The sequence below is a fragment of the Bradyrhizobium sp. 2TAF36 genome, from assembly GCF_052114925.1.
In the GTDB taxonomy this organism is placed as follows: domain Bacteria; phylum Pseudomonadota; class Alphaproteobacteria; order Rhizobiales; family Xanthobacteraceae; genus Bradyrhizobium; species Bradyrhizobium barranii.
The window spans coordinates 1-13,312 of the sequence record NZ_JBFRFR010000130.1; the positions used below are offsets into that span (position 1 = coordinate 1).

13 protein-coding genes and 1 pseudogene are annotated in these 13,312 nt (G+C 55.6%); 11 read left to right on the forward strand and 3 right to left on the reverse strand.

The window, feature by feature from the left end:
- The 4 genes from AB4Z51_RS41485 to AB4Z51_RS41500 form a co-directional block, all read left to right on the forward strand.
- Positions 1–586: hypothetical protein (locus tag AB4Z51_RS41485; RefSeq protein ID WP_441499454.1), on the forward strand; the 586-nt coding region annotated here is incomplete at its 5' end.
- Complete coding sequence (locus tag AB4Z51_RS41490; protein WP_441499455.1) at positions 576–1,460, forward strand: hypothetical protein; 885 nt, start codon at positions 576–578, stop codon at positions 1,458–1,460. The genes AB4Z51_RS41485 and AB4Z51_RS41490, both read left to right, overlap by 11 nt.
- A 6-nt stretch (positions 1,461–1,466) precedes the next feature.
- Positions 1,467–1,841: a hypothetical protein gene (locus tag AB4Z51_RS41495; RefSeq protein ID WP_441499456.1), complete on the forward strand. Its 375-nt coding sequence runs from the start codon at positions 1,467–1,469 to the stop codon at positions 1,839–1,841.
- A 94-nt stretch (positions 1,842–1,935) separates the two neighbouring features.
- Positions 1,936–2,157 carry a hypothetical protein gene (locus AB4Z51_RS41500; protein WP_441499457.1) on the forward strand — a complete coding sequence of 74 codons (222 nt, stop codon included), beginning with the start codon at positions 1,936–1,938 and terminating at the stop codon, positions 2,155–2,157.
- Between the two features lie 813 nt (positions 2,158–2,970).
- On the opposite strand, the gene AB4Z51_RS41505 is transcribed toward AB4Z51_RS41500, so the two are convergent.
- On the reverse strand, positions 2,971–3,702 hold the full coding sequence (locus AB4Z51_RS41505) for a metallophosphoesterase family protein (RefSeq protein ID WP_441499458.1): 732 nt from the start codon (positions 3,700–3,702) through the stop codon (positions 2,971–2,973).
- Between the two features lie 149 nt (positions 3,703–3,851).
- On the opposite strand from AB4Z51_RS41505, the gene AB4Z51_RS41510 reads away from it, so the two are divergent.
- From AB4Z51_RS41510 to AB4Z51_RS41530, 5 genes are all read left to right on the forward strand, one after another.
- Complete coding sequence (locus AB4Z51_RS41510) at positions 3,852–5,102, forward strand: MBL fold metallo-hydrolase (RefSeq protein ID WP_441499459.1); 1,251 nt, start codon at positions 3,852–3,854, stop codon at positions 5,100–5,102.
- 20 nt (positions 5,103–5,122) lie between these two features.
- Positions 5,123–5,923 carry a hypothetical protein gene (locus tag AB4Z51_RS41515; protein WP_441499460.1) on the forward strand — a complete coding sequence of 267 codons (801 nt, stop codon included), beginning with the start codon at positions 5,123–5,125 and terminating at the stop codon, positions 5,921–5,923.
- A gap of 73 nt (positions 5,924–5,996) precedes the next feature.
- On the forward strand, positions 5,997–6,125 hold the full coding sequence (locus tag AB4Z51_RS41520; protein ID WP_441499461.1) for a hypothetical protein: 129 nt from the start codon (positions 5,997–5,999) through the stop codon (positions 6,123–6,125).
- Positions 6,126–6,508: 383 nt separating this feature from the next.
- Positions 6,509–6,727: a ribbon-helix-helix protein, CopG family gene (locus AB4Z51_RS41525; RefSeq protein WP_441499462.1), complete on the forward strand. Its 219-nt coding sequence runs from the start codon at positions 6,509–6,511 to the stop codon at positions 6,725–6,727.
- A gap of 78 nt (positions 6,728–6,805) precedes the next feature.
- Complete coding sequence (locus tag AB4Z51_RS41530) at positions 6,806–9,877, forward strand: DEAD/DEAH box helicase (RefSeq protein ID WP_441499463.1); 3,072 nt, start codon at positions 6,806–6,808, stop codon at positions 9,875–9,877.
- Here AB4Z51_RS41530 and AB4Z51_RS41535 read toward each other — a convergent pair.
- Together AB4Z51_RS41535 and AB4Z51_RS41540 are read right to left on the reverse strand one after the other, a co-directional pair.
- Positions 9,830–10,846, reverse strand: a complete 1,017-nt coding sequence (locus tag AB4Z51_RS41535) for an integrase core domain-containing protein (protein ID WP_135216756.1) — start codon at positions 10,844–10,846, stop codon at positions 9,830–9,832. The genes AB4Z51_RS41530 and AB4Z51_RS41535 overlap by 48 nt on opposite strands.
- A 472-nt stretch (positions 10,847–11,318) precedes the next feature.
- On the reverse strand, positions 11,319–12,023 hold the full coding sequence (locus AB4Z51_RS41540; protein ID WP_343287567.1) for an NUDIX domain-containing protein: 705 nt from the start codon (positions 12,021–12,023) through the stop codon (positions 11,319–11,321).
- Between the two features lie 136 nt (positions 12,024–12,159).
- Here AB4Z51_RS41540 and AB4Z51_RS41545 point away from each other — a divergent pair, with 136 nt between their 5' ends.
- Both AB4Z51_RS41545 and AB4Z51_RS41550 read left to right on the forward strand, forming a co-directional pair.
- Positions 12,160–12,522 carry a PRC-barrel domain-containing protein gene (locus AB4Z51_RS41545; RefSeq protein WP_135216755.1) on the forward strand — a complete coding sequence of 121 codons (363 nt, stop codon included), beginning with the start codon at positions 12,160–12,162 and terminating at the stop codon, positions 12,520–12,522.
- A 571-nt stretch (positions 12,523–13,093) separates the two neighbouring features.
- Positions 13,094–13,312, forward strand: a pseudogene (locus tag AB4Z51_RS41550) (Ku protein); the annotation flags it as partial.

The following is a 13,312-nucleotide window of genomic DNA, read 5'->3' on the forward strand; positions in this document are numbered from 1 at the left end:
GATCTATATCAAGATCTATATCAACCCGTTTGGCTTTAGCGATCTCTCTCCCGGAGAAGTAATTGCGATAGCGTTAAGAAGGTTTGATCGTTCTCCGTCTGCGGGCAGTGCTCTCAAAGAGCTGCTATCTGAATTGCCGGAAATGACGTTGTCCTTGATTGGCTTCAATGGTTCCACCGTTGGTTCCACCGTGTGCAAGTTGTACTTCGTGGTTGGGGTTAAGGTCGTTGAGGACCTGACCGCATTCCTCTGTGCAAGTGGGGTCGAGAATTCGGGTCACATAGCCCGATTGTTCTTTCGAAACTCTGAAAGGCGCATAGAAGAGAACGTTTTGCAGGTACACATGGCCGTAACGGTCTCAGATCCTCCCGCTGCCAAGACCAGCATATATTTGCAACCATCGCGCTGCGCCCCATCCGGTTCGCTCGCGCGGATCAGCGAAGCAGGCAGGATGTTTGGACTCGGTGAATCGGTGTTAGAGCACGCTTTAAAGATTGCTCAAACAGATGAAGGGAGTGGCGAAGGCCGACTTAACTTCATAGGGTTTGGTGCAAAGAAGGCGGATTTGTACTTTCGTGCGTTTTGAGCAGCGCGAAAATCTCTATCGTCGCATGCTGCGTTTATGGTGGGGGCTAGGGGCAGTGAAAGCAAGAGCATTTCTTTCGTGCGTTCTGGTCGGCTCATGGCTGTTGCTTTCGAGTTGTGGCGCGATTCTTCCAATCATGGATCTTAAATATTCTAGCGACGAGCGCTTCGCAAAGTTCGTGCGCGCGATTGCTGAGCACGTGCGTTGCGAGATGCATAAAGCAGTTGCTGACGAGTACGATCCCAACAATCCAGCTCGAAAGGTTTTGTATTCCTGGGCTGCTAAAGTGGCTCTAACAATAAGGGCCATCGACAAGGGCGCAGTGAACCCGGGCGTTCTTGCGACAAATGCACCGGGACCGTTTACGTTTGCTGCGAATGGACAATTCGAAGCGGACGGCACCCGCGAAATGACGATGACTTACTTTTTGCCGTTCAATGAACTGCTCGGGCTTCAGCAGAAAATTGACGTTGTCGGAAAGCAGCTCGATTGCGATGGAATAACTGCGACTACTGAGGTTACTGAGCCTATCGCTGGCAACTTGGGCATCGATCAGTCGCTGCAAGCTGCGCTACAGGCTTGGGATGGGTTCAACACGCTGGCTGAAGGTATCAAGGGAGGACCTTTCGACACGATCACCCATCACGTCACGTTCCAGATAATTGCGGGCGGAAGCGCCACCCCAACCTGGAAGCTCGTCAACGTTACTGCATTTACTCCTGCATCACTTGTGAGCGCAACTCGCACGACCACGAATGAGTTGCTCGTAACCATGGGGCCAACGCAACTGGGCAGCAGAAAGCAAATCATATCTCCTGCCCTGAATGAGTCATTTTTCATCGAGCGGCTGAAAAGTGCCGTTCGCCCACAATAGAGAGGCATGATCTCGATGTTCGGCAAGGGAATCTATCTCGCGTTCGGGCTAGTACTGGCGTTTTCGATGCCTAGTTTCGCCCAAGCAGCGCCGATCCGAACGAAATGCATGAAGAGCCAAACTCAAGCGATCTCGCGCATCGTGCCGCTGGATGTTCAATCTGCCCAGCAACTTAACTGGCAGGGTCCTCCGCTTGCCAGCGGTACTTTCAGAATTCAGATCGCGCCTGATATTCCTGACAACAGGAATCAAACGCCAAACCAGTTTCGGTTGGCATACTTCTATTCTAGCGATACCATAGCCCGCTACACCAATTCGGTTGATCATCAAGCTTCGATTGAGTTCGTCGGACCACCGCAAGTTTGCGGTGCCACGAAATAGTTGCCGGTGCCATAGATTGCAACTGAGGGATTGCGCTTATAGAGCGCGTAGTGGTAGCATTTTCAGTCGTTGTCTCGTTCGGCGGAGTTTGAACATGGCAGAGAGCGAAAATAAGGTCTCAATTGACGACGTGTTTGCCGCTGCTGCCGCGGGGGTACTTCGTGCGCTGGATGCTCGTAGCGCCGCGGGGAAGCAAAGCGCGGACGTTGGTGTTACCGATCTGGTTAAGGCAGGTTTTGTGGTGGACGTAATCATCCGTGCGGGTGGTATTCCGATAGATCAGTCCGTCCAGCGAAGCTCAGGCAAGACTGGATGAAGGCTGACCTAAAACACGAGGTTGACTTGCTTTGTCCGAGTGCTCAACCGGACTGGGACGGGGCACTTGCGATTGGTATAGTGAACGGGACGACCGACGCGCCGCGCGTGCGAACCCTGGAAACACCGCTTGCCGTTACTCCTGAATTGCTGACACTAGCAGCTCCGGTCCAGCCGACGGAGGTGTTTCGATTTGCTGCCCCCTGTTTGAAAGAGAGTTGCAAGCACTTTCAACAGGGCACATGCCATCTCGCGAATAAGATCGCGAAGCTCTTGCCACGAGTTTCCGACCGTTTTGCGATTTGCAAGGTGCGCGCGCGGTGTCGCTGGTTTTCCCAAGAAGGGCGCGCAGCTTGCGAAAGGTGTCCCCAAGTCGTCACTGATGACGCACTTGCCTCTGCTCAAATGCGCCTCATATCAGATCCCGATTTTTCAATAGACTGATGCTCCGTATCGCAGTGAAGTGCGTACTTCTGGTACCGCTTCTATGATAACTTACGGCACGAGCGGAGCGATCTCTACGGCGCTCTCACGTCTACGAATATCGGTAGAGGTTCGCAGAGACAAATCGCCTCTCGCTGCGAGTCGGGGCTAACGCCGCCCAAACGAACCGGCGCGTTCTTTCACTTTTCTGCAGCGGGCGGCGGAGATTGCCTCTAGATCAACTGTGACCTCGATATTGAAAAGGTATCGAGTTCGATTCAGCGAGCGGGCCTGCTGTCGCTGGGACTCCTCGGGGAAGAGTCGCGCAGATGATGAGAAAACTAAAAGCCTTCTGAAGCAGACATGTCGGTCGGGCGCGCCGTTTGCGGTGCTAGGTACTCTTGGCAGTTCGCATTGCTGCGGGCCCAGATCGCAGTTCAAACTTCAGGCCGTCGCTATTGACAAAGAACAGGGGGCCCGGTTGGGCGAAGCCAAAAGCCGCTGCCGTAAGAGGCCCGCCGAAGCAAGCTCCTGTATCGAGGTTCACGCGGTTGGCGTGAACGTCGGGAGCACGCGTTACCGTTGGCGTATGGCCGTGCACCACGAGAGCGCCGTGCCACAGCCTTGAGGACAGGAACGGCTCACGTATCCACAGCATGTCATCCTTGGACTGGGCCTCCAAGGGAACGCCGGGTCTTACTCCGGCATGAACGAACAACCTGTGCTCGTCGCGAACTTGAAGAGGCCGCGCTCTCATCCACGCGAGGTGTTCCGCCGGGAGATCGGAGGGGTCATCTATGCCGTAGGCATCCAGCGTCTGCTCGCCGCCATTCGCCCACCACTGCATAAGCTCGGCATCGGAGCGGCTCCGATCCGCGGCGAGGCAAAGCATATGGTCGTGATTGCCCAGGAGGCAGCGGAATCGCGACGGGGCACTGGCCTGTTCTCGCATCAGGCAGGTAATAACTTCATCGGAGGCGGGCCCTCTATCGACATAGTCGCCTAGGAAGAGGAAATCGTGCTCGATATCGCCTGCGCCCTTTCGGCAGGCGTCGAGCAGAGACCTAAGTTCCTCGAAGCATCCGTGGATGTCTCCAATCGCGAAGGTTATCCGTTTGCTCATATTGACCGCCCATTGCAACCATTCTAGTTGACATCAGAAGCAGTGCTTCGCCAGACGAATATTTTTTGCAAATGTTCCATAATGTGTAAATTTCTCGGGGCCTCGATTGAATCTAGGGAGATTGGAATGAACGGGGGCGAGGTCGCGTAGTGAGATTGCGAATCCATCGGGGGACGCGGGAGATTGGTGGCACCTGTATCGAGCTGGACAGCGAGGGAGCCCGAATCCTTCTCGATCTCGGTCTTCCGTTGACCGCCAGCGATCTTGCTTGCACGCCGCTGCCCAACGTCGATGGGCTTTCCACAGTTAGCGCCAGCCTTCTCGGTATCGTCCTGTCTCATGGTCATCGGGACCATTGGGGCTTGGTGCCGAAGGTCAACCCCGCCGTTCCGCTGATCATGGGGAAGGCGACCGAGAGCATCATCCGGGCGGCCGCCGACTTCGTCCCCGACGCTGTCGCCTTGAATGCAAGTCACTATCTTGAGCATCGCAAACCAATACAGATCGGCCCTTTCACCGTCACGCCGCGCCTCGTGGATCATTCAGGCTTTGATGCTTACGCCATGGAAATCGCGTCCGGCGGCAAACGCGTATTCTATTCCGGTGATCTCCGCGCTCACGGCAGGAAACACAAGCTGTTCGATGCGCTGATCAGCGATCCGCCTCGCAACATCGACCTCATGCTGATGGAGGGATCGAGCCTCGGTCGTTTGTCCGACAACGAGACGTTTCCGTCAGAGGAAAACCTTGAGGAGACGTTCGTCACGCGCTTCGGGGAGACCGAAGGCGTCGCCTTGGTCGCTTGTTCAGCCCAAAACATTGACCGTGTGGCAACGATTTATCGCGCGGCAAAGCGAACGGGTCGCAGCCTCATCGTTGACGCCTACGCTGCCGAGGTGCTGAAAGCCACGGGGCGCGACAATATCCCCCAGCCCGCGCCGGGATGGTCAAATCTCGCGGTCTATATCCCGCAACGACAGCGGGCTCAATTGAAAGCCAAGGGAATTGCAGCCCTGGTCGATGGCTATCGTGGCTTTCGGATTTGGYCCGAACAACTCGCCGAGAGCGGCCCCCGCTCGGTCATGTTGTTTCGGGGGTGGATGATGACGGACTTAGAGCGCGCCAACGCTCTCTCCGGAGCACGTGTGATCTGGTCTCAGTGGGACGGATATTTGGCCGATGGGGCCGGGGCTAGGCTGCAGGCGGATTGCAGGGCGCGCGGAATACCCTTTGAGTCAATTCATACTTCGGGGCACGCGAGTGTTCCTGATCTGAAGCGACTCGCGGCAGCTATTTCACCTCACCGCCTCATTCCAATCCACACATTTGGGCGCGACCGCTTTCCATCGTTGTTTGACAACGTTACTTTGGCTGAGGACGGTGGGTGGATCGCTATCTAGACCGGAAAGTTGCCTCATAGATGACGCTGATGAATATCCAGCTAGAACGCCTTCTTCAAAACGCCAAGCTTGCCCGGAGTGACGAATTCTCCAAAATTGCGGAGATGTATCGGGATCTATTTAGCCGTCATCAATTTCGCCTCAGACCCTCAGTTGGCTCAATAAGTCTCGTCAGTTGCGCCAGCGCCACGCCCCAATTGGGATTTTCGCAGATCAAAAGTGCTCTGCACCTGCAGAATAAGCTTGCTGCGTTGAAGGAGGAGCGCGCTAAATTCGGGGACCTACGACGCTCCACGCCGGAGAAGCGCCTTCAGTCGTGGTTGATTTCGGAGGCCCTGCAAAGCGGCGGCCGAATCGCATCAATTGAGCGCGCTCTGAACGATGGTCATTCCTATTGGTTTGTATCAGACGAGATCGCGCTCGCCCATCAGACCGAAGGAAACGAATCTGAAAAAATTGTCGCCGATCTGCTGCTTGTTCGCGAGAATGGTAGCGGCGAGAGCGAGTTTGTGAATGCCGAGCTAAAGTACAAAAGGACTACCGAGACCCACAAGCAGGTCGAATGTTTTTGGCAGGGTTTTCGGGAGCCGGAACAAATTGCGCTCTGGCGAAAATTTGCTGAGACAATGCTTGGCCGCAAAGAGCGGCGCTGGAAGCAAACGGAGAAGCGTAGAGGTCTGGTTATATGGCCGTCGGGATCGGGTCGAGCTGCTCCCCGGGAAAGCAAGATCCGTTTGGATTGCTACAAGTCGAAAGGCATCGATACGCTTTGCTATTCCGGTCCGCAATATTGGCTCCACGCTGAGCCTTCGGGTTCATAGGAGCGTTTACCGCCGATTGGGCTCTGTTGGGCGTCGCAAGAAGCCCGCTGAGACAGATTGAGAGGAGAGGCCCATGCCCAAGAAGTTTCCAACCTATCGCTGCAAGCAGTCCTTCTCTGCCGATCTTGAATTTTCCATGTATCAATTCGAGAAAGGAAAGACCTACACGGACAATGGCACGACGGTTATGGATGTCTACTAAACGGGGCAACTGGTTTGAACCGGCCGAGCCTGATGCCAGCACGATCACAGTCACCCATCCTGAAGCGAGAAGGCGACGCTAGCTGTTGACGGCGCTGCGCGGCGGCGACGACCGAGAGGGCTTCTACGCAGAACGTTGCCGTCATCGTGATTTACACCGGATGGGTCAACGTCCGACGGCTGAACACATCAACGGCCGCCAGCAGGGTGGAAGCCTTTTTATGGAAAGGTTTCTATGAAAAGCTTATCGTTTGCAGCCGACTTATCTGCCTGAGTTGGCAGAAGCGCGCCCTCGATCAAGTGCGTTAGGTGGCCAGCTTGGAGTGCGTTCGCGCCGTTGCTCGATGGTGTTTTTTGGTGCAGGTTACATTGGGGGGAATCACAATGGCTCGTCCGAAGGGTAAGAAAGTCGCTGCCCGGCTGTCCGTGGGACTGAGCAAGCCTCAGCACACAGCGCTGACGGCCTTAGCTGAGGAGAACGAGGCCACGGTGGCTTGGCTCGTTCGCAGGGCCGTGATGGAATTTCTTGAACGGCATGGGGCACGCCCCAGACAGCCATTGCGCTCCCGTCGCGCATCCACAAAATCGAAGCGCCCGGCCTGATGACATGAGTCGTTTTGTACAACACGATAACGCATTCGCCTCCGAGAACGCAGTCGATGCCTTGACATGGGGATCGGAATGAAGAAGCAGGACCTGAAGGCAAACGTCATCATCTCAGGACCGATTTTTCCGGAATCCGTGCAGGTCGTGATGGYGCACGACATGGGCAACCTCGTGAAGATCATCGGCAAGGGCTTGCGGACCGAGAAATTTTACGACTCGATCCTTGACGAAAGCCAGCTCGATACGATCACGGCATCGCCCGATCGTGAACCCTTCGACGGTGATCCAGTTCGCTTTCGTCTCGGCGTCGAAGGCATGCGCCTTGGTCTTGCATATGAATACGATCCGTATTTCGCGCTGTCGATCGCGCGTGTTGATCCGCTGCCGCATCAGCTTGAGGCCGTCTACGACTATTTCCTGAAGCTGCCTCGAATCCGCTTTTTGCTGGCCGATGATCCGGGCGCAGGCAAGACGATAATGGCAGGGCTCCTCATCAAGGAGCTTAAAATACGGGGCTTGGCGAAGCGCACCCTGATCGTTACTCCGGCTAATCTGTCATTCCAGTGGCAACGTGAACTAAAGGACAAATTCCGCGAAAACTTTGAGGTAATCCGCAGCGACGTACTCCGCGCCAACTACGGGTCGAACCCATGGCAAGAAAAGAACCAAGTCATCACTTCGGTTTCATGGGTTTCCCGGATCGAGGACGCGAAGGAATCACTACTACGAAGCCATTGGGACCTAATTATCGTCGACGAAGCCCACAAAATGTCGGCCAACAGCGCCGATAAGAAGACCTTGGCTTACCAGTTGGGTGAGTCTCTTTCTACCATGACCGATCATTATCTCTTGATGACGGCAACGCCTCACAAAGGAAATCCGGAAAATTTCTGTCTCTTCCTGTCATTGCTCGACAAGGACGTATATGGCGACGTGAAAAGCCTTGAAGAGGCAATGGCGCGTCATGACGCACCGTTTTATTTGAGGCGCGTCAAAGAGGCACTGGTCTCTTTCCCTGATCCTGAAACCGGTAAGGTAAAGGCGCTCTTCACGAAACGGATTGTGAAAACAAGCGAGTTCGAAATCGATTCTGACGAATACTATCTCTATGACGAGCTCACCCGATATGTGGAGAACCAGTCAATCCGAGCTGCTGGCGATGACAGCGCGCGAGGCCGTGCTGTCGGGTTTACGATGGCCATGCTGCAAAGGCGATTCGCGTCAAGCATCTACGCCGTCCGCCGCAGTCTCGAACGGATGAGGGAAAAGCGTGAGCGCATTTTGGAGGATCCCGCAAAGCATCGACAAGAGCAGATTGCCAAAAAGCTTCCAGACGACTTCGACGATTTGCCCGAAGAAGAGCAGCAGGAGCTTATAGCCGAGGCCGAAGATCAGGTCGTGTCCTACAATCCAGCAGATTTGCGCGAGGAAATATCGGAGCTAGGTGCTCTCATACGTCAGGCAAAAATCCTCGAAGAGAGGGAAGCAGAAGTAAAGGTCCGTCGGCTCAAAGCTCTGCTGACGGAAAGAGGAGTCTTTGAAGACCCAAATATGAAGCTCCTCATCTTTACAGAGCATAAGGATACCCTCGATTTTCTAGTGGGCGATGGCCGTGATGGTAGGCCACTAGGCAAGTTGCGAGAATGGAATCTAAGCGTAACGCAAATCCACGGCGGTATGAAAATTGGCGACCGCGACACGCCCGGGACGCGGATCTATGCGGAACGAGAATTTCGAGAAACATGTCAGGTACTCGTCGCCACCGAAGCTGCCGGCGAGGGTATCAACCTTCAATTCTGCTGGTTGATGGTTAATTACGACATTCCCTGGAATCCCGTGCGGCTCGAACAGCGCATGGGCCGTATTCATAGGTACGGCCAAGAGAAGGATTGCTTGATCTTCAACTYCGTCACGACCAACACCCGCGAAGGCCGAGTGCTTCAAAAGCTTTTCGAGCGCGTAGAGCAGATTGAAATTGACCTTGATCCGAATAAGACCGGCAAGGTGTTTAATGTGCTCGGGGATGTATTTCCGGGCAATCAGCTCGAAAAAATGCTTCGCGACATGTATGCCAAGAACAACATGACGGAAGAGCTGATAAAGCAACGCATCGTTGAGCAAGTAGACACCGAACGCTTCAAGGGCATTACGAATTCCACTCTCGAAGGACTAGCGAAGCGCGAACTGAATTTGTCAGCGATCCTCGGGAAGTCGGCGGAGGCTCGTGAGCGGCGGCTGGTGCCTGAAGTTATTCAGGACTTCTTCGTTCAAGCTGCGCCGGTTGCGGGAGTAGCGATGACGGAGCCGCAGCGTGGCCGGGACGTGTTTCGCATCGGTCGCGTGCCGAGAAATTTGTGGCCTACCGGTGAGCGGCTGGAACCCCGGTTTGGGCGCCTTGGACGAGAGTACAAACAGATCGTCTTCGACAAGGAGAAGCTTAAGAAGGAACCAACAGCCGAGTGGGTGACGCCGGGACATCCCCTATTTGAGGCTGTGCGCGAGGACGTGCAAGAGAATGTGCGCGACGACCTCGCGAGGGGGGCCGTCTTTTACGACCTCAACCGCGAAAAACCAGCGCGTATAAGCGTTTTTTCGGCGGCCATACGCGACGGACGGGGTAACGAGTTGCACAAGCGCCTTTTTATCGTGCAGCAGAATGCTGACAGTTCGATGGAGCTGAAGCAGCCGACCTATTTGCTCGACTTGGCGACGGCACCTATCAATACGCCTGTACCGGATAACATCACGCTTGATGACGCAGTTGCCGAAGGTTTCCTTGTGTCTGAGGCTCTTCAGCCTTTTCTGTCTGACATCGTTAACGAGCGTACAAAGGAAATTGAAACCATTTCGCGACACATGGAAATCAGCCTAAACGAGCTGATAAATCGACAGCAATTGCGGATGGTCGATCTCTATGAACAACAGGAACAGGGTGATAGTGCATCTCCCGTTGCAGCCAATATCAAACAGGTTGAGGATCGCCTTGATGAGCTGAACGGCCGCTTAGAACGGCGCAGAATAGAACTTTCACAAGAGCGCCACTGCACGATAAGCGACATCCGACGGGTGGGCGTTGCGTGGGTTGTGTGTGCCGAAAACTTAAACCCGAACGTAGCGGTGATGAAGTCCGCCCAAGAGAGCGTCTGAACTTATGAAGCCGGATCGCCGAACCGGGCGTGAGACCGGCGCATCTTTGTTTAGAGATCGATGCGTTCTCATGCCGTTGTAATAGTCCGCATAGTTTTTCAGAATCCGGCGCAGATGAGCCTCGCCCAAAACAATGAGGTGATCCGAACACTCGCGCCGGATTGATCCGATCAACCGCTCGACAAAGCTGTTCTGCCAAGGTGAGGCCGGTGCAATAGGCTTGTCCCGAATGCTCATAGCACGCAGTCGGCGTGTGACGACCGTACCGTAGATGCGATCCCGGTCTCGGATCATGTAACGCGGAGCCCCATCCCAAGGAAAGGCCTCGGTTATCTGACGTGCAACCCACTCCGCTGTCGGGTTGGCTGTGACGTTGATCCAGACAAGGTCTCTACGATCGAGCCGCATGATGACGAAGGCATAGAGCAGATCGAAGCCAATGGTCGGGACAACAAACAAGTCCATAGCGGCAACGTCAGGCGCGTGGTTACGCAGAAAGGTGCGCCATCCCTGACTGGGTGGCCGTCGCCGTTTGACCATGTATTTGGCGACGCTCGACTGCGCGACCGCGAACCCGAGCTTGAGCAGTTCGCCGTGAATACGCGGTGCTCCCCAAAGCGGATTTTCGACGCTCATCCGCCGGATCAATGCGCGCAGGTCCGTCTCGATCTGCGGCCGCCCTCCCGGAGAGCGCGACTTCCAGCGCCAATAATGGCGAAAGCCGGCCCTGTGCCAACGCACGAGCGTCTCGGGCCGGATGATTGTGAGAACCTGAAGGATTGATGGAAACCAGCGATAAAGCTGGATAAAGAACCAGCGGTCACTGTTCGTCAGCCGGGCGCGACCATGCAGCCTGCGCCTCAAGACATTCAACTGATGACGAAGCACCGCGTTCTCAGCCTCAAGCCGCAACCTCGACTTGAATGGCGAGACCAGGACGGCCAAAACGAAAAGGAGCAGCCCTATCATTCCGCCAGCTTAGGTGATTCCATTGCTCCATCAAGACGGATAGGGTTTTCGGTACACACAGGGGTCAAAGCGGGTTCTTTGCTCATGTCACCCTCATGCGGCTCGCATCTGCAGACGTAGGAACGCTTGGTTTCAAAGCAGGTTGCAAGCGAAGTTCAGTATGGAGAAAAACCAGCGATGAAGGTAGCGAAGATTGCCTTGATCGCGGTCGCGTCGGCCCTGGGCGCGACGATGAATGGAAGACAATTTATAAGGCAGGAAGCCTGACTATGCGGCGGCTTTTGGCGCGGCCCTGGACCGAAGATGAAGAGAGGCGGCTGAGGCAAATGGCGGAGGCTGGAATGAAGACTTCCCTCATCGCCCGCAAACTAAAACGTCCGGTCGGCTCGATCTACACCAAGATGGCCAAGCAGCAACGACAGTCAGGGCCTGACCAGCTTCTGTCTCCCGCTGGATAACGGCGTCCGGGTCCTTATTTAGCGCGAGCATCCCCGCTGTTCGACGCCGACAGTACTTCGTTCAGTCGGTCGAGGAATACGGACTGACCTTTCAGAATTCGTCCGCGGGCCGCCCCTGTTTCGAACCACGATGCGCGGTCAAGCTCGGGAGAATTCTGGTACTTGCCCGAACGAGGGGGCCATTCCATCTTAAACGTATTGCTCTTCAGCTCTTCAGGATTCCAGTCATCCTCTGTGGCCCATATATGTACGGACTTGCCGCCCGGCTGCTTCGCGTGCCCGAGTGCAATGAAGTCTCCGCCCGGCCTGTAGCCCGTTTCTTCCTCGAATTCTCGTTTCGCTGCGCCCAGCGGAGCCTCGCCAAAAACAATAAGACCCTTGGGGATTGTCCAGGCGCCGTGATCCTTTTTCTTCCAGAAAGGTCCTCCGGGGTGTCCAAGCAGGACTTCGACATTCTTGCCGCTCTGCGGAAGAGAAGAATGTCCGCCGCGCGTGAGTAAGCCTTCGAGCGATAAGTATTGCCACCGCGACGGGGGTGTAACGGGGGTGGCGTTTGAGCTCCCCTCAAGGTGTGCGCGGTCTACCCGCGCACACCTTGTATCCTTCACAATTCCCCTAATCTCAGTTTGCCATAACTCTACGTGAGATTGCAAAATGCGCATCGTAACTTTCGCGTCCGTTCCGGCGAGACGATAGAGCCAGTTTGAAAGATATGACACTTCAGCGTCCGCTAATTTAGAGACGCAGGCTGGTGGTTTGCACCGGCGGTGCGGCTAAACGACCATAAGTAGTGCCATCGGAACGTTGTCCCGGGCTCCTGGTTATGGCGCCAGGGGCTCGATAATGGAGGACGTCATGGCAACTGAGGAACGGGAAACGGGCACCTTGATCGGCAGTGACAAGGTTGAGGGCACGGCGGTCTATGGACCGGATGAGAGCAAGATCGGGTCGATCGAACGCGTCATGATCGACAAGCAGTCCGGCAAGGTTTCATACGCGGTCTTGAGTTTCGGCGGTTTCCTTGGCATGGGAGACGAACACTATCCGCTCCCCTGGCAGTCGCTCAAATACGACACGAACCTTGGCGGCTACCGTACCGGCATCACCCAGCAGCAGCTGGAGGGCGCCCCGAAATACGCGAGCGACAATGACTGGAACTGGGGTGACCAGACCCGCACGCGGGCGGTAGACGACTATTACGGACTCGCCCCGATCTGAGGCAAATCTCTAAAAAAGCCCGCCGCAAGGCGGGCTTTTTTCATTGGAGTAAGCCTGCGTAAAAAAGGCCGGGCACGACCTTTCGGCACTGCCCGGTCCGCAGATTAGGGTTGGCTGAAAAGCTTCTTGACGGCGTTCCAGTTTTCGACCGCGCGCAGGCCCTTGCGCTTGGTGTAGGACTGGCACCTTGCTAATCACACTTCCACCTTCGAGGAGTGTTAGAGGGCCGCGCATTGCGATCGCGTAGTCAAAGGTACAAGATCCGCCACCTTGCGCGTTCTTCGCGGCACTACGAACGACCCAGTCAACGATACCCCCATGGCGCCGCCCATGATCCGGACGGAAGAGCGACTGACCCTCGCGCCCGAGTGCCGTTGGTACCACTTAGAATTCGCGCGGTACCGCTAACAACGGGGCGGGCTTTGCCTGCGTCTCCTCCCGGACTGGAAAGGCCGCTGCCAAAACGGGGCAACGGTCTTCATTTTCAGATGTCCGGAGTTGGCCGCCTAGTAACGCTTGTTTTCGTCTAGGACCGTCGCGGCGATATCGCGCGGAAATCATTTATGCGCCCGAAGCCGCGCTGGTCGACCTGATCAACCAGAAGCGCGCAGGCAAGACCATCCGCCCGAAGGAGCGACCCAAAGGCGAAAATGTGGTCGATCTGATGGAGGCGCTGCGGAAGAGCGTCGGACGCGAAACCGCACCGGCGAAGGCGGGCAAGCCCGTCAAGAAGCCGCGCAAGGCGGCTGCGGGCCAGAAAGAGATGTTGATGCCGATCCGAGGCAAGAAG